Origin of the sequence: Aquisalibacillus elongatus (genome assembly GCF_003843875.1) — a bacterium.
Lineage (GTDB): Bacteria > Bacillota > Bacilli > Bacillales > Alkalibacillaceae > Aquisalibacillus > Aquisalibacillus elongatus.
The window spans coordinates 111,522-132,116 of the sequence record NZ_RKRF01000012.1; the positions used below are offsets into that span (position 1 = coordinate 111,522).

Consider the following 20,595-nt stretch of genomic DNA (forward strand, 5'->3'; position numbering starts at 1 on the left):
AGATAGGGATCTGAACGAGCTAAAATAAGGTCTGAAATTAGGTATAAAAAAAGAAACCTTCAACTGAGATTAAGTAGTTCAGTCAAATAATAATGCGTAGCATAAAAATGAGCACCGAATTGGAATCGATGCTCATTTTTATGCAAACTCAGGTGTCACTAAAATCTCCTCCTTAAAATCTCGTCAACTGACCAGAAAATAAGTGCGGCAACTATTGTTACTCCAACAATAATTAAACTCTCAAATAATAAAGAAATCACTAATCCAGCTATTAAACCAAATATACTATGAATAAGTAGTGCCCTTGTCCTTCTTTGTTTGCCGTTTAAATTTTTTGTTAGATAATCAGATAAAAAAGAGACGGGCACCCCAATAAGAAGTACAAATGGAAGTGCTCCTATAAGGAAAAGTCCGATATCAAAGAAACTTGAGCCTTCTGCTATAGCAAATAGAAAAGTAAGAAATACTGCAATTAATAAAGTCGTTAAAACAAATCCTAGAAATTTCCTTAAAAATACCAAAATATCTCCCCCGTAAATTAAAAATTGTTGTATAATTCTGCCCTTTTATTGAATAACGACTTTTTAACTTATTTTACCATTCTTATAATCCTAAAATTTTCCTCAATCAATTTCATATAAAAAAAGCAGTTCAATTAAGGGTACAAATTGTGTTTTTGTACTCCAAAATTGAACTACTTATAAAGACGGCTCCTCGTTATGAATTTGCTATATCTCGAACTTGATCAAATTCTTCTTCAACTTCATCAGTTGGTTTTCTAGAGATTAAACTGAAGATAATCGCGACTAAACCAGCTAAGATGAAGCCAGGAACCAATTCGTAAACTTGGCCAATATCTCCAAAATAATCATTTTCTATAACAACATATCTCCAGACAACAGCAGTTACTGCACCAGTGATGATACCGAGAAATGCTCCTAGTGCCGTTAACCTCTTCCAGAACAGGGCGAGAAGTATTACCGGTCCAAAGGCTGAACCAAAGCCGCCCCAAGCAAATTCTACTAATTCAAGTACAAGCCCATCACTAGACTTCGCAATGATGATAGCTAAGATTGCAATAATAACAACAGATATTCTTGCAACCCAAACTAATTCGTTATTAGATGCATTTTTACGTAACAGTCCTTTGTAAAAGTCTTCTGCGAAAGCTGAGGACGATACAAGTAATTGAGAGTCAATCGTACTCATAATTGCCGCTAAGATAGCCGCTAATAAAACACCCGCTACAACAGGATGCGTTAACAATTGAGTTAGCGCAATAAAGACGGTCTCTTCATTACCTAAAACGCCACCTTCAACAGCAATTCCTCTTTCAGCAAGCGCCGCTGAAACATCGGCCGTTGCGATATAAGCATAACCTGAAATACCTACAGCAATCGCGCCGAATAAGGATAGGACCATCCAGCCCATACCGACGAATCTTGCAGTTGGTACATCTTTATGTGACCTAATCGCCATGAAACGTACTAGAATATGAGGTTGACCAAAATAACCTAATCCCCATGCTAATGATGAAATAATACCAATCGATCCAACACCTTGAATCATTTCAAGGTTACTACCATCTGACATACTGCCAACGACATTGATCGTCTCTTGAAAGCCGCCAGCACTTTGAATCGCAATAATCGGAAGAATGATCAACGCTAAGAACATTAAGATCCCTTGAATAAAATCAGTCCAACTTACCGCAATAAAACCACCAAGGAATGTATAACCAATAATAACAATACTACCAATAATTAATGCAGCATTTTCCGATAAACCAAAACTACTACTAAATAATGTCGCGCCACCCACAAGCCCTGATGCAGTATAGAACGTAAAGAATAATAAAATAACTGCAGCAGATGCAATACGAAGCGCTTTTGTCCGATCACGGAAACGATTTTCAAAAAAGTCTGGAATCGTAATCGCATTATTCGAAACTTCTGTGTAAATTCTTAAACGTTTAGCAACAAATTGCCAGTTCAAGTACGCACCTACTGTTAAACCAACCGCGATCCACGCAGATCCTAGTCCACTAACATAAATCGCACCTGGTAACCCCAAAATCAACCAACTACTCATATCCGACGCACCAGCACTTAATGCGGTAACACCCGGGCCTAACTTACGCCCACCAAGAAAGTAGTCTGATAGATTGCTAGTTAGTCGATATCCAATAACACCTAAGACAAGCATACCGACTATGTAAATTAAAAACGTGACTAAAGTAGCTGTATCCATTATTTATTCCCCCTCGCTCTCAACATCGAAATAAACGACAGAATAACGGTTAAGGACATTGGTACAACTAACCAAAACCATGTCACCAGTGAAATACTGTAATTCTCCATTTAGACGCCTCCTCAAGTTTTTTCTTCTTTCCAGTTTAATTGTATATTAACTTTCAGAAAAATGAAAATCTTAATAGATAATATTCACTAGATGGTTGTCTATGCTTGTTTTTCAAAAATAAATATGAAAACTAATACTGTTTCTTTAATCTGGATTTTGATACAAAATAAAACACAGCACCAAATACACTTCCGCCAAGAGCCCATGTCACTAAATTGACAGCATTAAAGGTTATGTTACCAGTTGATATGTATGGAAAAATATAGTCCATTAGCACCAGCATCGTTAATCCCCAGAAAACGCCTGCAAGCGTCGAAGATTTCTTAAGTTGCTTTATCTTATTAATATATTCCTCTTCAGACTCACAATCTGTTTCGTCCAATCCCTTTTTCCTAATCCGAATCGTAATCATGAACGCATAAACCATATTAACTAAAAACAATAGTACCGTCACTAATGAAATTTGATTAGACATTGTATCCATGACTAAACTAACGAACATCAAAGTCATTGATAAGTACCAGAGTACGATTCCTGAAAAAGCTAATTCCTTATAAATTTCATGCTTTTGATACTCATCACGATCATCCAAAACGCCAATAAACTGTTTAAGCAATTTTTGTTTCATAATACCCCACCCCAAAACAATGAATTTAAATCCGTCTCAAGCTCCACGGCCAGTGAAATACACAACGACAACGATGGGTTGTATTTCCCATTTTCGATCAAATTAACCGTCTGCCGTGCAACGCCAACCCGCCTGGCGAGCTCCATTTGCGTCATACCACGCTTCGTTCGGTACTCTTTTACTCTATTCAAAGAAGATCCCCTTTCAAAAAGGTATGTGTCTAATATATATGACATAACGATTAGTGTCAATTATATATGACACACAAGTTTAAAGAAAAACGTGCAACAGCACGCTCTCATGTAAAACTTTTCAATGTTCATTCTTAGACTTCAAAACCATATAAGTAAATGGTAAACCAAAGACCACCCCTCCAGCCAAAATACCTGCTGATGTTGCCAAATAACTTATGAAATCTTCAGGTGTTCGAAACAAATAATCCATACCATACATAGCTAAGCCTACCGTAACCGGCAGAAATATAACGTAGAATAATATATATTTTTTCATATAAACCCTCTCTTTATGAATCGTTTTCGCCTGAACAGTCCTTTGATTTTTCTTGTTTAGTGATCCTATTATTATGCAACAAACCGCCGATACAAAGCCCTAAGAAAAATGTAGATAGAATAAAAAAGATCGTCGCATGACCATATGAAGAATCACTAATGCTTCTTTGTACATACATCCACAATGTAATCGTACTAAAAAACAAACTTAGCAATATGAGAGGATGAATTTTCGCCATATGAACCTCCCCTTCATTCATCTAAACCTTCTCTTATTTGACCATTCGTAGCATCCACAGCGACGTCACAATCTAGTTTACTAAATAACAAGTAAGCATTTTGTTCTGGAATAAATACATAACGCGACGTTAATGTCACATAAGGTTTTAATTTTTTGTATGCCTCTATGTAACTTACTGCCACACGACCTGCATGTTCAAATGACTGCATGATCTCCAAGAAAAACACATTATCTACATAGTTAAGCACTTTTTGCTTTTCTGTATCGATAAATAAAGATAGTTTCCTAGTGACTGGTTCACGCTTCTGATCTTCAGCTAATCTTAATGTGGCTACTAAATAACCTTGATCACAGTGTAATGTCTCTAACATCCATGGCCCTTCTTCTGCATAGTGATGACCTAAAAATGCATTAGATAGTTTCGTTGATACCTCTAGTTCTAGTTGCGTTATTGGTTGAACATCGGGGCTAGGCGTACGATTCCAAGCATCTTTTAACGAAACATCTTCTGGTGTCTCAATAGGCTCTTCTTGATAAGGATCTTCTGATAAATGGTCCTGAGATAACTGATGGTTAATTAATTCGCGTTGAACCGAAATAATCGGGCGTGTAAATAAATGGTGATTTCTGATAAACACTTCCTCTATAGCATATATAGGCGTTATGATCTCTCTTTCAACATCAGGTGCATCCAATAATCGACACTGGTCCTGCACAATGGACTCAACTTGATCAAACTCTACTTCATAGGCTTCTTCCTCAACCATCCCCTCAGATGGAAATGGCCCAATAAAAGAGTAAAACACAAGTCGATTCTGATCATCCAATTGGACTTCAATTAAACCTTGAGGCGATGTTTCGACTTGATTCCAACAAGATCCAAATTGAAATCGCCCCTCACGCTCATTTTTCAATACAAACTGCTTTTCATAGACAAGACCTGTTTCTTGTTCTATCCAAGAAATAATAGAGTTAGTATCATAATATTGAAACCTGATTCCATCCGCATATGTTTTTCCATGAACGAATACCGCTGAATAAACTTGCTTCTTATGTATATCGACTTCAATTACAGCTGCCCCTGTTGGATTAGATCCATCTTCCGGTTCCTCAATCCCCTTTGGAAACCATTCCGTTGTTAGAATATAGTTTGTTTCTTTAAACTCATTTACGCGACGATCAAGATGGTGTCGCTTAAGTTCATACGACTCTAAACCAAATTTTTCACCCATGTCATTTGCAATCTGTTGCAATCTTGAGTCCATTGTATAATCATCCTCTTCATTCATACCTAAACCAATCTTTTTTAACTAAAACGACAATCGCCCAGAGCATATTTAGCATAATCAAGCCAAATCCAGCCCACAACAAAATGTGCTGAGCATAATAATCCCCAACTAACAACACTCCAATAGCAAGGGCCATTACCAACACTATTTTCCCTACAAACTTCGCCAGCCGCACTTTATCTATTTCTTCACGTTCTGATTTTGATAAAAGATTGTACCCAGCAATTAAGTAAGTAGCTTTCCCATTCAACAAAATGATCCCTAAGGTGACTAAAATTATCACAGTGATTGCACCCGTAATCATACACTCTACCACCTTTAAGAATATTCTACATAATTTTACGGATTAGGTGTCTAAATGGTTTCATCTTAGATCATAAACAAAAAAGTCATTGAACATACCAGTTCAATGACCTTTACGTTTTACATATTGTCTGGTGCTTTAATCCCAAGTAATCTCAAACCTTCTTTCAATACGATCGTAACACTTCTAACTAAAGCAATTCTTGATTCTAGTTGTTCATCATCGTTTAAGATTTTGACGTTGGCATAGTATTTATTAAAGTCTCTGCTTAGGTCTATTAAATACTTTGCTATTTGAGATGGCTCATAGTATTCAAAAGCTTTTACAATAATTTGGGGAAACTTCTCTATGGACTTTATAACCGGCCAACTATAATCATCCGTTAAACCTTCAATGCCAGAAGTATCCGACTTAACCTCGGATTTTCTTAAAATGGATTTCGCTCTTGCATGTGTGTATTGAACATATGGCCCTGTTGAGCCTTCAAACCGCAGCATATCATCTAGCGAAAATTCAACATTACTTGTTCGTTCATTTTTTAAATCATGAAATATAATCGCCCCTATGCCTACCATCTTTGCGACTTCATCCTTATCCTGCAGATTAGAGTTTTTATCTTCAATATTTTCCTTCGCCATACGAATAGCATCTTCAATGACTTGTTCTAATAAGACCACTTTTCCTTTTCTCGTGGACATCTTCTTACCGTCTTTCAAAATAAAACCAAACGGAACGTGCGTAAGTTTTTCCGCCCACGAATACTCACCTTTTTCCAAAACAGACTTGAGTTGATTAAAATGAAGCGACTGTTCATGCCCTACGACGTAGATCGATTTCTCGAATTGATACGTCTTATACCGATACATCGCAGCAGTCAGATCTCTTGTTGCATACAGAGTGGCCCCGTCTGACTTTCTAAGTAAACAAGGTGGCAATTGGTATTCGTCTAAATTAACCACTTCAGCGCCTTCAGATGTTGTAACTAACCCGTTCTGGTGTAATTTTTCGATAGTTTCATCCATAAGGTCATTATAAAAAGCCTCTCCTTGGTAGGAGTCAAACTCTACATTTAGGAGTTGATAAATTTTAGAAAACTCCTTTAGTGACTCTCCCTTAAACCACTCCCAAAGGTTTAGCGCTTCTTTATCTCCTGCTTCTAATTTACTAAACCACTCACGGGCCTTCGATTCTAATTCATGATATTTTTCAGCTTCTTCGTGGAATTTGACGTAGAGTTCTAATAGTTCCTTGATTGGGTCTGCCTGAATCTTGTCATCATCACCCCAAAGCTTATAAGCGACGATTAATTTGCCAAACTGAGTTCCCCAGTCCCCCAAATGGTTGACTTTAACAACTGAGTACCCACATTTATCAGCAATTTTTGCGAGTGAATTTCCAATAACCGTAGACCTTAAATGCCCCATTGAAAATGGTTTGGCGATATTAGGAGAAGAAAAATCAATCACAATGTTATGATCTTTTCCAAAATCATAAGAACCATATTCCTCATCTTGAGTCATAACAGTTGTTAAAACGTCACGACTGACCATTTGTTTATTTAAAAAACCATTTACATATGGACCATCCGCAACAACCTTTTCAAAGCCTGGATAGTGGACCTGATCAGCTAACTGCTGCGCTATTTCTACTGGTGACCGTTTCAATTTTTTAGCCAATACGAAACAAGGAAAAGCTAAGTCACCCTGCTGGTCGAATTTAGGTACTTCTATGATGGATTTAATATCTTCCTCTGATAAAACTCCCTCTAATTGTTCAGCTATAGCTACTGAAAAATCATTTACATACTTCACAAAATCCCCCCAAAAAATAAAAAACTCGCCTCTAATTTAGAGACGAGATCACCCGTGGTACCACTCTTATTGTTCATAACAGAACCAACTTCAATCACTGTTAACGGGCATGACCCGGCCACACCTACTAACTATTCAGGTGGCTCCTCAGAAGTGCGGTTCACCTTGATGCGTCTACCAGGCTCACACCCACCCTAGCTCGCTAAAAGACCCTACCAAAGCTACTCTCTTCCTCATAGGACTTAAGATATTAGACATTATTATATACAACTTAGAAAAATTTAGCAAACTTATTTATTAAACTAATTTCGCCAAAAACTCGTATGTTCGGCCTTATCCTCTATATTAAACTCAATCATCTTTTCAAGTAGAGAGTAATTCAAATCACTTTTCCAAGGGATTCGAATAATTTGTTTAGTGTAATCATAACCCGCTTTCTTTATATCCTCTTCTAAATGTTTAATTGTAACAGCTTCTGGCGCGACAGACATATGTTTTTTAGCCACACTAAAAGCAATAATAAATGTCCCATGATCTGTATACATCGGTTGATTCCACTTAATTGCTTTTTCTAGTTGTGGATATTTATGATCAAGCCAATTAAATATTTCTTCTAAACGCTCACGGTGCGAGGTTTTTTCAATATTGGCTAAAAATTCTTCAAAGGTTTCCATACCGATTCCTCCTATGAACTACATTATTATCTAATTATGTACACCAATGTCATTCACTTTCTGTGAGCTCCCCTCTGATCTTTCATATCAAATAATAGATGAATCAAGGAATGGTAGTACGGCAAAAATAAACCTTCTTCAATTTTTGATAGAATGACATCTTTAGAAGCCCACTTTACTTCTTGAACCTCCTCAGATGGTATAGGTAAACTAGGAAGTTCAACTTCTGTCCTCACAATAAAAATATCATCAAAACCATTCTCAAAATTGATAGTTAAGGAAGGACGTTGATTGGCCAAATTTAGCTCATACCCTAATTCTTCTTTTACTTCACGTTCAGCTGCTTGTTGAGGATCTTCACCAGCAATCGCACTTCCGCCAACTGTTAAATCCCACATATTCGGCCAATGGTCACGATCTGATTGCCGTTTTTGAATAAGCATTTCACCTTTTTCATTAAAAAGGCAAACATGCACAACTAAGTGGTAATCACCACTTTCAAAAGCATCTCCACGCCTTAATTGCCGATTCGTTCTGTTACGTTGTTTATCATAGATATCCCAGATTTCCAATTTTATTCCCCTTTCTATATCAGAAAACTTAATTCCAAAAGTAATGGCCTCTATTAAAAATATTGTTCTACTAAGTTAATAACTTAAATATAACTGCTTCTTGCACTTATATCATAGCACATTGGAGGTGTGTTTCACCCATTTCCATTTTATCGACTGGAAAAATTAAAAAAGAGCAAATCTCATTGGATCTGCTCTTTATTATTTAACGAACCAGTTGTTTGTAATTGCTTGCATAGGCATCTAGCAATTCACGTACTTCATCAGTCGACTCCGTGCTCATCAGCCTGTTTCTTAGTTCACTTGCCCCACGAAAACCTTTGACGTAAATCTTAAAGAATCGGCGGAGTGGTTTAAAGATTCTGGGCTCAAGTTCTTCTGAATATTTATCATGAAGGTCGAGTTGCAAGCGCAAGAGATCAAGCAATTCTTCACTTGTGTGCTCCTTCTTCTCTTTTTCAAACGCAAAAGGATTATGGAAAACGCCACGACCAATCATGACACCGTCGACACCATATTGTTCTACGAGCTCAAGTCCCTTCTGCCGATCTGGAATATCTCCATTAATTGTTAAAAGTGTATGAGGCGCCACTTCATCACGGAGTTTCTTGATTTCCGGAATCAACTCCCAATGGGCTGGTACATTACTCATTTCTTTTTTCGTACGTAGATGGATGGAAAGGTTCACAATGTCCTGTTCCAATAGATGGCGCAACCAATCATGCCACTCGTCCACTTCTGTATAACCCAGTCTCGTTTTAACGCTAACAGGTAGACCACCGGCTTTTGCCGCTTGAATAATATCAGCTGCGACATCCGGGCGACGAATAAGGCCGCAACCTTTTCCTTTCGTTGCCACGTTCGGCGCCGGACAGCCCATGTTAATATCAATTCCACGATAGCCCATCTCAGCCATTCCGATACTCATTTCACGGAAATATTCAGGCTTATCTCCCCAAATATGAGCCACAATTGGTTGTTCGTCTTCCGTAAACGTCAAACGTCCGCGTAAACTATTTCTACCTTCTGGATGACAGTAACTTTCTGTATTTGTAAACTCTGTAAAAAACACATCCGGTCTAGCCGCTTCACTAATCACATGCCGAAAAACGACATCCGTCACGGCTTCCATTGGCGCAAGCACAAAAAACGGCTTTGGTAACTCATGCCAAAAATTTTCCTTCATCATGCTCAGAACCCTTTCATTTGAAATCTATATCAAGTGTAAATCAAACAAATTTTTTACCACTATATAATGTAATAGGAATAGACCATAAGTGCAAGGGAATAGAACTAGAAAATAATACAAGGCCGCATCTATTATTTTCTAGTTAGAAGAGTCACCGCTTCAATATGACTCGTCTGCGGGAACATATCTACAGGCTGAATCTCTTCCACCTTGTAGCCATTTTTGGACAAATATTTTAAGTCTCGCACTTGTGTCTCAGGATTACACGACACGTAGACGATTCGCTTTGGCTTAAGTTTAGCTAAGCTTGATAAAAATGCTTCATCGCTTCCGCTTCTTGGCGGGTCCATAAATACGACATCTACATGGTCATTGTGTTTTGCCATCTGCACCATGAACTCTCCAGCGTCAGCTTGATAAAACCTAGCATTTTTGATGCCATTACGTTTTGAGTTGCGAATGGCGTCACGAACTGCACCTTTATTAAGCTCTATCCCAATAACATTACCAGCTTTCTGACTTGCTACGAGGCCGATTGTACCTATTCCACAATAAGCATCGACTACCGTTTCTTCACCAGAAAGATCAGCCAGTTCAATGGCTCTAGAATATAACTTTTCAGTCTGGACTGGGTTGATTTGATAAAAAGACTTCGCCGAGATTTCAAACTCCAAGCCACAAAGCGTGTCGATAATCGTTCCTTTGCCAAATAAAACTTTCTCCTGCTCACCCAGCACCATACTGTCATTTCGGTTATTGATGTTCAGCAGGATGGTCGTAATCTCGGGGTGGTCTTTTCTTAAGGCTTTGATGAAATTATTTTTACCCTTAAACATAGGAGATGCAGCAACTAGTACGACCATAATCTCCCCACTTTGTTTACCGACTTTGACCATGACATGACGCAAAAAGCCTTGTCCTGTATCTTCGTCGTAAGGCTGCAACTTAAAGGACTTCGCCAGCTGTGTCACCGTTTGAATTATCTTATCTGCTTTCTGATCATGAATAATAGAGCCGTCCATTGGTATAATCCGATGCGAATTAGGTGCGTAAAGTCCGCTAATAATCTGTCGCTTTTTATTCAAGCCGAATGTCATCACATTTTTATTACGATAATCAAACGGGTGGTCCATCGTAATAATCGGTTTCGCCTTACCAAAAGGCTTCATCAGATTATCAACGACTTTTTGTTTAAAACGAGCCTGAGCCTCATATTTCATATGCTGAATCTGGCAGCCACCACTCTCGTGATCCTTAAATGGTGGTTGAACTCGATCATCTGACGTCTGAATCAATCGTTTCAGCTCCGCATTGAAATAACGACCTTTCTTAATAATCTGCACTTCTGCTTTTTCACCAGGTAACAAGTTTGCAACTTCAAGTTGCTTACCTTCCCACTCAATTAAACCTTTACCTTCACTCGAAAGGCCTCTACACGTAAATTCCGCAGTGACACCTTTCTTACTTTGTTGAGGTCTATTATTCGGGTTGGCTTTAAAGTTTTTAGACTTCCCTTTTGGCTGAGACTTTGGTTTATTATTCGATTTTTTATATCCACGATCTTTTCTTTTTGTCATAAAACACGACCTAACTTTCCATATACTTGACACTCCATTATAAACTACCCAAAGCCGGTCGTAAAATGTATAGTAACAATTGCTGCCCCAAGTAATTTTAAATAAAAATTCACTGGTAGAAATATCTAATTCTAAAAGGGGTTGGTAATTTTTTGTCGAAATAAGTTAAATCAGGATAGTTTGTCGGAGGGGTACAATGAATAAGGTATTTAACGATGCAAAAACAAGATGGCTATTAATGTGGATTATTCTTTCAATTATAGGTTGTTTAATTCTATTCCACCTATTTTTGATTCCATTTGAGTTAAGACCTGTCCTAATTTCTCTTGTGGTCACTTATATTGTCCCAATGTTATGGTTTAATCAAAAACTTAAAGATTATGGGTATCACCTTAAAATATATTTAAATCGACCATCTACTAGATATAAGCCAACAAGTATACTTAGTTTTATTGCTTTTTTAATACTGATTAGTTACGGAGCTTTTAGCATCGTCGTCGTATTTATTTGGAGCATACTGCCTGATGAAATTCGGACAATCGTTTTAGAAACACCAATAGAAGAACCGAGTTTATTCGTGATGATAGTAGATCTTTTACTAATCATCATTATTGCGCCTATTGTTGAAGAATTTTTGTTCCGTGGATTTTTACTTGGACGCATGAGTCATAAATTTGGAGTTGGAAAAGGGATCATTATCTCTTCTATCTTATTCGGGCTCTTACATGGCCCCGATTTTATCGGCGCCACCATATTTGGAATTATACTATGTATAGTTTTCATTAAAACTGGAAGCTTAATTTTACCTATAATTCTACATATGGTTTACAATATTGCGGTTTTAATCTTTGAGTACTTTCTACCTTATCAAGATGCTGGCACGACCGTCCAAGAACCAAATACGACAATCTTGCTTATAACAGGAATTCCTACATTTATTGTTGGTACAATTTGGTTTATCTATTATATGAAAAATAATTGGTCACAGGTAAAAGAACAGGGGATTCCTGCAGAGGATCGCAATATAAGAAGAGCAGAGGGATAACTCCTTCTGCTCTTTTTTACTGGTATACAATTCTTGATTGATAAGTTACACCTGCCAAACCAACTCCGTCACACTCTCAATATGACTACTCTGAGGGAACATATCGACGGGTTGGACTTGCTTGGTTACATAGCCGCCGTCCGCAAATTGTTTGAGGTCACGGGCTAGCGTTGACGGGTTGCATGAGACATAAACAATACGATCGGGTTTCATGTCGATCATGGCTTGGATGAGTTCTTCTTCTAAGCCTTTTCGTGGTGGATCGACGACGATGACGTCTGGCCTTAACCCTTGCGAGCGCCACCAGGGCATGACTTTTTCGGCTTGTCCGACGTAGAATTCTGCGTTATCAATATGATTGCGTTTGGCATTGTCTTTAGCATTATCAACAGCTTGTGGAACGACTTCGACGCCGTAGACTTTCTTTGCATGTTGGGCTAAAAATAATGAAATGCTTCCGATGCCGCAGTAGGCGTCGATAACTGTTTCACTACCGCTTAATTTCGCAAAATCCAACGCTTTCTGATACAGTTTTTCGGTCTGTTCAGGGTTCACTTGATAAAATGAGTGCGCAGAAATCGCAAATTCTAAGTCACCGATTTTATCGATAATGACATCTTCGCCCCAGATCGTTTTGGATTCTTTGCCCATAATAACACTCGTGCGGTTAGGGTTCAGATTCTGGACGACACCTTTAATATTTGGATTAATGTTACGAATGCGTTCAATCAGTTCATTTTTCTTCGGAATGTCTTTCGTGCGTGTCACAAGGACGACCATTAATTCGCCAGTATGATAGCCTTCACGCACAACGATATGACGAATCACGCCACGGTGGTTTTCCTCATCGTATGGCTCAATGCCTAGTTCGTCGATTATATCTCTAATTTCTCGAAAGACCTCGTCAGCACCTTCATTCAACACTGGGCACGTATCCATATCGATGATGTGGTGGCTTCGTTGCTGATAAAAACCTGTGATCACTTTGCCGTCACGTTTACCGACTGGAACCTGGATTTTATTTCGATAGCGCCACGGGTCTTCCATGCCAATGACAGGATGAACTGGTACATCAGGCATGTGCGCAATTTTATGCATGACATCCTGGACTTGTTTTTGCTTCATTTTAAGCTGTCGTTCATATGTCATATGTTGAATCTGGCAGCCGCCGCATTTGTAAAAGACATCACAAGGTGGCTCGATTCGGTCTTCACTTTCTTCAATAAGCTCAACTAATTTTCCAAAAGCTAAATTTTTCTTCACTTTAACGATTTTGACTTTAGCTTTCTCACCTGGTAAGCCATAAGGGACAAACACAGGATAGCCATCAATCTTGCCAACGCCGTTACCCTCATGCGTTAAGTCGACAAACGTTAAATCTATGTAATCATTCTTTTGAACAGGTGCTGCTTGTTTCGCCATTATAATCCGTCCTTCTTCTAAGTTCTGTTCATATTATACGTGAAAGCCACATGATAAATAAAGTAAGAGTCTTTTTAAACCAAAATAAAGAGGCCTACATCTGTAGACCTCTATTCGACTTCATCTTTAGGTAAGAAAAACTCTATATGTTTATGAAGAACTTCGAATGTTCCTGGCAAATGACCACCAAACTCGCCATCTAAGTTGAGTTGCATCGTGTCTTCAGGCGTGACTTTAATTTTATTAGCATGAACGTAAATAATATGCTCATCTTCAATATGCTGGCCACGTAAAGCCTTATTAGCAAGTAAAACTAATTCTGCAAGGTTTAATTTCCTCATAATAAGTAAATCAAAGTAGCCATCATTCATCGTGGCGTGTGGTGCGAGCTTCTCAAAGCCGCCGACTGAATTAGAATTTGAAACTAAAAAGAGCATAATCTCATCTTCAAAGACTTCACCATCGTATTCGATTTTGACATTTGTTGGCTTTAAAGAAGGAAGCATCTCAATACCTTTCAAATAATAAGCCAACTGGCCGAGCACGGTTTTTAGTTTACTTGGTACTTCGTATGTTAACTCGGTTAATTTCCCGCCACCTGCAATATTCATGAAGTGATGATCATTCACTCGTCCAATATCTAGTTCTTTCGTAAACCCTTCAATAATAATGTCCAAAGCTTTATGAATATCACGTGGTACACGGATGGCGCGTGCAAAGTCATTCGTTGTCCCCATTGGTAGGATTCCGAGTTTTGGACGATGAACAGCCCTTGCCATTCCATCGACGACCTCATTGACTGTTCCATCCCCACCTGCTGCAATGATTATATCGAAACCACGCTCGCACGCTGCTTGGGCAGCATTAGTTGCACAACCTTCCCCTGTTGTTGCGTGAGCTGATGCTTCATAACCTGCTTTCTCTAATTTTTCTAAAACGTCAGGAAGAGCTTTTCGCATCGCTTCTCGACCGGACGTTGGATTATAAATCACTCGAGCTCGTTTCATTCTCTCACCTTCTGTCTATATTGCTATATCTAAATACAAGCATACTCCTAGTTAGGAAAAATTGGAAGAGGGTATTACGTCCACTCCAAAATTTCAATACGATTACCAAATGGATCGTTTACATAAATACGATTGGCGCCTGGGAGCTTGTCGTCTGCTTGATAAGCAATATCCTGTTGGTCGAGGTGATGCATAAGCTCTTGTAGTCCGTTTATTTCTAGTGCTGGATGTGCTTTTCGTGCTGGGTTAAACGGATCCTCAATTCCGATATGAATTTGAATGTCACCACGTTCAAACCAAACGCCTCCATTTTTCTTAAGGGCTTCTGGTTTCTCTACTTCCTCAAAGCCTAATCCTTCAATGAAAAATGCTCTTGCTTGATCTTCTGTCCCTCGTGGTGCCGCTAGCTGTACATGATCGATTTGTTTAAATGTAAAACCCATCCCCAGCATCTCCTCTCAAGATTTTATCGTTGATCCAATTCTTCTAATAAAATTTTGTTAACCATTGGTGGGTTAGCCTGACCTTTTGTCTTTTTCATCACTTGGCCAACTAAGAACTTAATAGCACGGTCTTTTCCGTTTTTATAATCAGTAATGGATTGTTCATTTTCGTTTAGGACTTCAGTGATAATTTCACGTAATTGTCCTTCGTCTGAAATTTGAACAAGTCCTTTTTCCTTAACGATTTTTTCAGGATCGCCGCCGTTTTCAAGTAACTCTGTGATGACTTTCTTGGCAAGCTTAGATGATAAGGTACCTTTTTCAATTAGCTCAATCATTTTTGTAAGGCTTACAGGGGTTAATGATAAGTCTTTTAATTCAACTTGTTTTTTGTTCATATAAGCTGAAATGTCACCCATGAGCCAGTTTGTTGCCTGCTTAGGGTCCCCACCTTGATCAATCGTCTCTTCAAAGAAATCGGACATTTCTTTTGTATTCGTTAGTACCATCGCATCATACTCATCGAGACCTAATTCGTTAATATATCGTTTGCGACGAGCATCTGGTAGTTCTGGAATCGACTGACGAACGCGCTCTTTCCACTCATCATCAATGTGAAGTTTGACTAAGTCTGGCTCAGGGAAGTAACGATAATCATCCGAACCTTCCTTAACGCGCATTAAAATCGTTTCTTTTGTCTTTTCATCAAAACGTCTTGTTTCTTGTAAAATTTCTGCGCCTTTGCGTAACTCTTTTTCTTGGCGTTTTTCTTCAAATTCAAGACCTTGACGGACGAAATTGAATGAGTTTAAGTTTTTAAGCTCCGTCTTTGTACCGAACTCATCTTGTCCAATCGGACGTAGTGAGATGTTCGCATCACAACGAAGCGAGCCTTCCTGCATTTTTACGTCTGATACGCCCGTAAACTGAATGATGTTACGTAGCTTTTCTAAGTACGCATACGCTTCTTCAGGTGTGCGCATATCAGGTTCGGATACAATTTCAATTAACGGTGTGCCTTGACGGTTGTAGTCCACAAGTGAGTAACCGTCATCACCGTGCGTTAATTTACCCGCGTCTTCTTCTAAGTGTAAACGCGTGATACCGATACGTTTTTTCTCACCGTTTACTTCAATTTCGATCCAACCGTTTTCACCGATCGGCTTGTCAAACTGAGAAATTTGGTAAGCCTTCGGGTTGTCTGGGTAGAAATAGTTTTTACGGTCAAATTTCGTATCTGTTGCGATTTCACAATTCAGTGCCATCGCTGCACGCATTGCATAATTAACCGCTTCTTCATTTAAAACTGGTAATACGCCCGGATAACCTAAGTCGATTGGGTTCACGTTTGTGTTTGGTTCATCACCAAACATATTTGAACTCGGGCTGAATATTTTAGATTTTGTCTTTAATTCAACGTGTACTTCTAAACCAATCACGGATTCAAAATTCATTACTTGGCACCTCCAAGCTGTGGCTTTTCTTTGTAATAACCTGCTGCTTGCTCATAAGCATGTGCCACTCGATAAACGGTACTTTCATCAAAGTGTTTTCCAATAATCTGTAAACCAATTGGCATCTGGTTATCAGGATGGAATCCACATGGTACGGAAATTCCCGGAACGCCTGCAAGGTTTACAGGGATGGTGATAATGTCGTTGGCATACATCGTTAGTGGGTCGTCAATTTTTTCGCCAACTTTAAACGCTGTTGTCGGTGCAGTTGGACCAATGACGACATCATACTCTTCAAAAATTTGATCAAAGTCCTGCTTAATGAGCGTGCGGACTTGTTGAGCCTTTTTATAATAAGCATCGTAGTAGCCTGAGCTTAGCGCGAATGTTCCGAGCATAATTCGGCGTTTGACCTCTTCGCCAAACCCTTCGCTACGAGACATCTTAAACATGTCCATCATATCTTTAGCATTTTCTGAACGTTTTCCGTAACGTACCCCATCAAAACGAGCGAGGTTCGCTGATGCTTCAGAAGATGCGATCATGTAGTATGTTGCTACAGCGTATTTCGAGTGTGGTAGTGAAACTTCTTCCCACTCAGCACCTTGTTCTTCTAATGTTTTTAACGCCTCACGAACACTCTCTTTAACTTTTTCGTCGACACCTTCACGGAAGTATTCTTTAGGTACAGCGATTTTAAGACCTTTCACATCACCTGTTAATGCATCGCTATATTGAGGAGCCTCAACGTTTGCACTCGTTGAATCCATTTCATCCTGTCCAGCAATCACCTCAAGGATGCGAGCATTATCCTCAACGGTACGCGTAATCGGACCAATTTGATCAAGAGATGATGCAAATGCGACCAGTCCAAAACGCGATACGCGACCATATGTAGGCTTCATACCAACGACACCACAGTACGACGCTGGCTGACGGACCGAACCGCCTGTGTCAGACCCTAGTGCAAACGGTACTTGACCTGCTGCAACACTTGCTGCGGAGCCACCGCTAGAACCACCTGGGACATAGTCTGTATTCCACGGGTTACGCGTTGTTTTCATACTTGAATTTTCGGTCGATGATCCCATCGCAAACTCATCCATGTTTAGTTTTCCAATATTAACGGCTTTCGCATCTTTTAATTTTGATACGACCGTAGCGTCATATAACGGATCTTCTAAGTTTGATAAAATTTGACTGGCACAAGTTGTGCGAATCCCTTTTGTCACGATATTATCTTTAATTCCAATTGGCATTCCGAAAAGCGGAAACTGATTAGCATCGACCCCAGCTTCATCTAATGCCTTTGCTTTCTCAAGGGCTTCTTCTTCATTTAAGGTTAGAAACGCTTGAACCTCATCGTCTGTTGCTTTAATTTGGTTATATGCTTCTTGAACTAAGTCTGTTACGGTAATTTCTTTATTGTTCAACTGATCTTGAAGCTCTTTTATCGTGTAATCAAATAACGACATCCTGACTTAACCTCCCTACTCTAGAATTGACGGCACGCGGAACTGACCATTTTCTTTATCTGGCGCGTTCTTCAATGCCTCTTCTTTCGTAATCCAATCTTTTGGCTCGTCTTTTCTTAAGACATTTTTCATATCAAGAACGTGCGTTGTCGGCTCAACGTCTGTTGTGTCAAGCTCATTCAATTGCTCACTGAAATCAATAATGGCACTCAGCTGCTCACTATATTTCTCAGCTTCGTCTTCAGTAATCGAAAGCCTCGCCAAATTAGCGACGTGCTTCACCTGATCTTTTGAGATTTTTGACAATGTTCTGCACCTCCGTACAATTTAACTCACAATACTATAAATAATAGCAAATAAACGCGTCATGTAGCAATATTTTCCCCATTAATCATTCTAACACTAAACGCTGATTAAATAACATGATTTGCTATTTGATTTAAGAAATGGTGTGGAAGTTGATTGTCTAGTATTTAAGAAAAATTTCTAATAAATTCTCAATTTTGTCTAGTATTTCTTCCAACATGTCTAGTAAATTTTTGTTTTGTCTAGTAAACCTTGAATTTTGTCTAGTATTGAAATGCGTTGTCTAGTATTCCTAAAAAATTTCTAGTAAATCACGCAAACTAAAATCAGACTATAAATTTTCTTATAAAAATTCAGTCATATTTAACACAAAAGCAGTCATTTGTTTTATAATACTTAGTAATACGAAATAATTTTCTAAAGGGGAGGAACCAAAATGGCAAAAACTAGATTAAAGCGCCACGAAGTACCTGTAGAACAGACTTGGAAAGTAGAAGATCTTTTCGCAACTCCTGAAGAGTGGGAGAAAGCGTTGAACGCTCTTGAGGAGCAAGTCACGACTGTCACTCAGTACAAAGGTCGTCTGCACGAAAGCTCTGATGTACTTTTTAACTGCTTAGAAGCGCAGTCAAACCTTCAGGAAAAAATCATTCCAGTTGCGACTTACGCTAACCTGCGTTCATCTGAAGATGGGACAAACCCTGAAAACCAAGCAAACTCCGGTAAAATGGCATCAGCATTAGCTCAAGTGGGAGCATCCCTATCCTTTATTGAATCAGAAATCCTTGGTTTACCAGATGGCACAGTGGAACAATATATAGAAGAAAACGATGACCTAAAAGTTTACGAAAATCACTTAAAAAACTTACTAAAATATAAACCTTATACTCTAGCGCCTGAAACAGAAGAAGTGTTAGCTTCCTTAAGTGAGGTACACGGTGCACCGTATACGATTTACCAGCGTAGTAAATCATCTGACATGCAGTTTGATGACTTCGAAGCAAACGGCGAAACATACTCTAATTCATTTGCGTTATTTGAAGATGAATATGAGCTGTCACCTGATACGAACGTTCGCCGCAATGCATACGAATCGTTTGTCAATACGTTAAAACAATACCAAAACACGTACGCTTCAACTTATGCAACTGAAGTGAAAAAACAAGTACAGTTAGCAAAAGTACGCGGCTATGACAACGTTACACAAATGCTACTTCAGCCTCAAAAAGTAACCGAAGAAATGTATCACAACCAATTAGACGTAATTCAAAAAGAACTCGCGCCACACATGCGAAAGTATGCGGAGTTGAAAAAAGAAGTACTAGGGCTTGATAAGATGACTTTCGCTGACCTTAAAGCACCATTGGACCCAGAGTTCAATCCAACTACGACTTATGAAGAAGTAAGCGAAACAATCCTTGAAGCACTAAGTGTCATGGGACCTGAATACACTGAAATTATGAAAAAAGGCCTTAACGATCGCTGGGTTGATTATGCCGATAACGTTGGTAAATCGACAGGCGCCTTCTGTGCGAGTCCGTATGGATATCACCCATACATTTTATTAACGTGGACAGGTGCGATGCGTGGCGGCTTTATTTTAGCGCACGAACTAGGCCATGCCGGTCACTTCTATTTAGCAAACAAAAATCAACGCGTCTTTAACACACGTCCTTCAACTTACTTCGTTGAAGCACCTTCAACAATGAATGAGATGCTTCTAGCAGATCATTTATTAGAAAAACATAATGACGATGAGCGCATGCGCCGTTGGATTATTTTACAATTACTTGGTACGTACTACCATAACTTTGTCACTCACTTACTAGAAGGCGAGTTCCAACGCCGCGTTTACGACTTAGCCGAGCAAGGCGTGCCATTAACGGCGAGCACCCTTAAACAACAAAAACGCGAAACACTAGAAAACTTCTGGGGTGACACGGTAGAGTTAGATGAAGGCGCTGAATTAACATGGATGCGCCAGCCGCATTATTACATGGGACTTTACCCATACACTTACTCAGCAGGTCTTACAGCATCAACACTAGTTTCACAGAAAATCAAAGAAGAAGGTCAACCAGTCATCGATCGCTGGTTAGAAGTTCTAAAAGCAGGCGGAACGAAGACACCGCAAGAGCTTATGGCATACGCTGGTGTTGACATGACTTCACCTGAGCCAATCAAGAAAGCCGTTGATTATGTTGGATCGTTGGTTGATGAAGTTGTAAAAAGTTATCAAGAGTCTACGACGAATTAAAGATTAAGCCCTCCGCTAGTGTCGGAGGGCT

At 39.1% G+C, this 20,595-nt stretch carries 21 protein-coding genes and 1 other annotated feature; of the genes, 2 read left to right on the plus strand and 19 right to left on the minus strand.

The features are described 5' to 3' along the window. Positions 1-158: 158 nt before the first annotated feature. From EDC24_RS12790 to rlmD (EDC24_RS12850), 13 genes are all read right to left on the minus strand, one after another. Positions 159-521: a hypothetical protein gene (locus EDC24_RS12790; protein WP_124223246.1), complete on the minus strand. Its 363-nt coding sequence runs from the start codon at positions 519-521 to the stop codon at positions 159-161. Positions 522-717: 196 nt separating this feature from the next. Further along, positions 718-2,250 (minus strand): sodium/proline symporter PutP, encoded by a 1,533-nt coding sequence (putP, locus tag EDC24_RS12795; protein ID WP_124223248.1) that lies wholly within the window; start codon positions 2,248-2,250, stop codon positions 718-720. A 241-nt stretch (positions 2,251-2,491) separates the two neighbouring features. Next, positions 2,492-2,989 (minus strand): DUF3278 domain-containing protein, encoded by a 498-nt coding sequence (locus EDC24_RS12800; RefSeq protein WP_124223250.1) that lies wholly within the window; start codon positions 2,987-2,989, stop codon positions 2,492-2,494. Next, positions 2,986-3,180 carry a helix-turn-helix transcriptional regulator gene (locus EDC24_RS12805; RefSeq protein WP_124223252.1) on the minus strand — a complete coding sequence of 65 codons (195 nt, stop codon included), beginning with the start codon at positions 3,178-3,180 and terminating at the stop codon, positions 2,986-2,988. The genes EDC24_RS12800 and EDC24_RS12805 overlap by 4 nt, the downstream gene beginning before the upstream one ends. A 121-nt stretch (positions 3,181-3,301) precedes the next feature. Further along, the gene (locus EDC24_RS12810; RefSeq protein ID WP_124223254.1) at positions 3,302-3,499 is read right to left on the minus strand and encodes a hypothetical protein; all 198 of its coding nucleotides are present in this window, start codon (positions 3,497-3,499) and stop codon (positions 3,302-3,304) included. A gap of 13 nt (positions 3,500-3,512) precedes the next feature. Continuing rightward, positions 3,513-3,737, minus strand: a complete 225-nt coding sequence (locus tag EDC24_RS12815) for a hypothetical protein (protein WP_124223255.1) — start codon at positions 3,735-3,737, stop codon at positions 3,513-3,515. A 13-nt stretch (positions 3,738-3,750) separates the two neighbouring features. Next, positions 3,751-5,028, minus strand: a complete 1,278-nt coding sequence (locus EDC24_RS12820; RefSeq protein ID WP_170158582.1) for a hypothetical protein — start codon at positions 5,026-5,028, stop codon at positions 3,751-3,753. Continuing rightward, a complete protein-coding gene (locus EDC24_RS12825) occupies positions 5,021-5,332 on the minus strand; it encodes a DUF3784 domain-containing protein (protein ID WP_124223260.1) in 312 nt (103 codons plus the stop codon). Before EDC24_RS12825 ends, EDC24_RS12820 begins: the two co-directional genes overlap by 8 nt. 119 nt (positions 5,333-5,451) lie before the next feature. Next, on the minus strand, positions 5,452-7,143 hold the full coding sequence (gene argS, locus EDC24_RS12830; RefSeq protein WP_124223262.1) for an arginine--tRNA ligase: 1,692 nt from the start codon (positions 7,141-7,143) through the stop codon (positions 5,452-5,454). 35 nt (positions 7,144-7,178) lie between these two features. Next, positions 7,179-7,389 (minus strand) — a binding site (T-box leader). A gap of 56 nt (positions 7,390-7,445) precedes the next feature. Beyond that, positions 7,446-7,817: an iron chaperone gene (locus tag EDC24_RS12835; protein ID WP_124223264.1), complete on the minus strand. Its 372-nt coding sequence runs from the start codon at positions 7,815-7,817 to the stop codon at positions 7,446-7,448. Between the two features lie 53 nt (positions 7,818-7,870). Continuing rightward, positions 7,871-8,389 carry an NUDIX hydrolase gene (locus tag EDC24_RS12840; RefSeq protein WP_124223266.1) on the minus strand — a complete coding sequence of 173 codons (519 nt, stop codon included), beginning with the start codon at positions 8,387-8,389 and terminating at the stop codon, positions 7,871-7,873. Positions 8,390-8,594: 205 nt separating this feature from the next. Next, positions 8,595-9,575, minus strand: a complete 981-nt coding sequence (locus EDC24_RS12845) for a tRNA dihydrouridine synthase (RefSeq protein ID WP_124223363.1) — start codon at positions 9,573-9,575, stop codon at positions 8,595-8,597. Between the two features lie 134 nt (positions 9,576-9,709). Further along, entirely contained in the window at positions 9,710-11,155 is a 1,446-nt protein-coding gene (gene rlmD / locus EDC24_RS12850; RefSeq protein ID WP_124223268.1) for a 23S rRNA (uracil(1939)-C(5))-methyltransferase RlmD, read from the minus strand. Positions 11,156-11,351: 196 nt separating this feature from the next. Here rlmD (EDC24_RS12850) and EDC24_RS12855 point away from each other — a divergent pair, with 196 nt between their 5' ends. Continuing rightward, entirely contained in the window at positions 11,352-12,200 is an 849-nt protein-coding gene (locus tag EDC24_RS12855; RefSeq protein ID WP_124223270.1) for a CPBP family intramembrane glutamic endopeptidase, read from the plus strand. 45 nt (positions 12,201-12,245) lie between these two features. Here EDC24_RS12855 and rlmD (EDC24_RS12860) read toward each other — a convergent pair whose 3' ends face one another. The 6 genes from rlmD (EDC24_RS12860) to gatC all read right to left on the minus strand — a co-directional run bounded on the left by rlmD (EDC24_RS12860) (position 12,246) and on the right by gatC (position 18,307). Further along, positions 12,246-13,622 (minus strand): 23S rRNA (uracil(1939)-C(5))-methyltransferase RlmD, encoded by a 1,377-nt coding sequence (gene rlmD, locus EDC24_RS12860; RefSeq protein ID WP_124223271.1) that lies wholly within the window; start codon positions 13,620-13,622, stop codon positions 12,246-12,248. A 110-nt stretch (positions 13,623-13,732) separates the two neighbouring features. Continuing rightward, positions 13,733-14,629, minus strand: a complete 897-nt coding sequence (locus tag EDC24_RS12865) for a diacylglycerol kinase (RefSeq protein ID WP_124223273.1) — start codon at positions 14,627-14,629, stop codon at positions 13,733-13,735. A 74-nt stretch (positions 14,630-14,703) separates the two neighbouring features. Further along, positions 14,704-15,072: a VOC family protein gene (locus tag EDC24_RS12870; protein WP_124223275.1), complete on the minus strand. Its 369-nt coding sequence runs from the start codon at positions 15,070-15,072 to the stop codon at positions 14,704-14,706. A 23-nt stretch (positions 15,073-15,095) separates the two neighbouring features. After that, entirely contained in the window at positions 15,096-16,526 is a 1,431-nt protein-coding gene (gene gatB, locus EDC24_RS12875; protein ID WP_124223277.1) for an Asp-tRNA(Asn)/Glu-tRNA(Gln) amidotransferase subunit GatB, read from the minus strand. Beyond that, positions 16,526-18,001: an Asp-tRNA(Asn)/Glu-tRNA(Gln) amidotransferase subunit GatA gene (gene gatA / locus EDC24_RS12880; RefSeq protein ID WP_124223279.1), complete on the minus strand. Its 1,476-nt coding sequence runs from the start codon at positions 17,999-18,001 to the stop codon at positions 16,526-16,528. The genes gatB and gatA overlap by 1 nt, the downstream gene beginning before the upstream one ends. Positions 18,002-18,016: 15 nt before the next feature. Further along, positions 18,017-18,307, minus strand: coding sequence for an Asp-tRNA(Asn)/Glu-tRNA(Gln) amidotransferase subunit GatC (gene gatC, locus EDC24_RS12885; protein ID WP_124223280.1), 291 nt, complete (start codon positions 18,305-18,307; stop codon positions 18,017-18,019). 436 nt (positions 18,308-18,743) lie between these two features. Here gatC and pepF point away from each other — a divergent pair, with 436 nt between their 5' ends. Next, positions 18,744-20,564, plus strand: a complete 1,821-nt coding sequence (gene pepF, locus EDC24_RS12890; RefSeq protein WP_124223282.1) for an oligoendopeptidase F — start codon at positions 18,744-18,746, stop codon at positions 20,562-20,564. The last annotated feature ends 31 nt before the right edge of the window (positions 20,565-20,595 follow it).

Excerpts from the sequence above, each read along its gene's own strand:
- gatA (WP_124223279.1), bottom strand. The coding sequence starts at position 18,001 with ATGTCGTTATTTGATTACACGATAAAAGAGCTTCAAGATCAGTTGAAC.
- EDC24_RS12800 (WP_124223250.1), bottom strand. The coding sequence starts at position 2,989 with ATGAAACAAAAATTGCTTAAACAGTTTATTGGCGTTTTGGATGATCGT.
- EDC24_RS12835 (WP_124223264.1), bottom strand. The coding sequence starts at position 7,817 with ATGGAAACCTTTGAAGAATTTTTAGCCAATATTGAAAAAACCTCGCAC.
- pepF (WP_124223282.1), top strand. The coding sequence starts at position 18,744 with ATGGCAAAAACTAGATTAAAGCGCCACGAAGTACCTGTAGAACAGACT.
- EDC24_RS12845 (WP_124223363.1), bottom strand. The coding sequence starts at position 9,575 with ATGAAGGAAAATTTTTGGCATGAGTTACCAAAGCCGTTTTTTGTGCTT.
- EDC24_RS12865 (WP_124223273.1), bottom strand. The coding sequence starts at position 14,629 with ATGAAACGAGCTCGAGTGATTTATAATCCAACGTCCGGTCGAGAAGCG.
- EDC24_RS12820 (WP_170158582.1), bottom strand. The coding sequence starts at position 5,028 with ATGAATGAAGAGGATGATTATACAATGGACTCAAGATTGCAACAGATT.
- EDC24_RS12815 (WP_124223255.1), bottom strand. The coding sequence starts at position 3,737 with ATGGCGAAAATTCATCCTCTCATATTGCTAAGTTTGTTTTTTAGTACG.
- EDC24_RS12870 (WP_124223275.1), bottom strand. The coding sequence starts at position 15,072 with ATGGGTTTTACATTTAAACAAATCGATCATGTACAGCTAGCGGCACCA.
- EDC24_RS12855 (WP_124223270.1), top strand. The coding sequence starts at position 11,352 with ATGAATAAGGTATTTAACGATGCAAAAACAAGATGGCTATTAATGTGG.
- rlmD (WP_124223271.1), bottom strand. The coding sequence starts at position 13,622 with ATGGCGAAACAAGCAGCACCTGTTCAAAAGAATGATTACATAGATTTA.
- rlmD (WP_124223268.1), bottom strand. The coding sequence starts at position 11,155 with ATGACAAAAAGAAAAGATCGTGGATATAAAAAATCGAATAATAAACCA.
- putP (WP_124223248.1), bottom strand. The coding sequence starts at position 2,250 with ATGGATACAGCTACTTTAGTCACGTTTTTAATTTACATAGTCGGTATG.
- EDC24_RS12825 (WP_124223260.1), bottom strand. The coding sequence starts at position 5,332 with ATGATTACGGGTGCAATCACTGTGATAATTTTAGTCACCTTAGGGATC.
- gatB (WP_124223277.1), bottom strand. The coding sequence starts at position 16,526 with ATGAATTTTGAATCCGTGATTGGTTTAGAAGTACACGTTGAATTAAAG.
- EDC24_RS12810 (WP_124223254.1), bottom strand. The coding sequence starts at position 3,499 with ATGAAAAAATATATATTATTCTACGTTATATTTCTGCCGGTTACGGTA.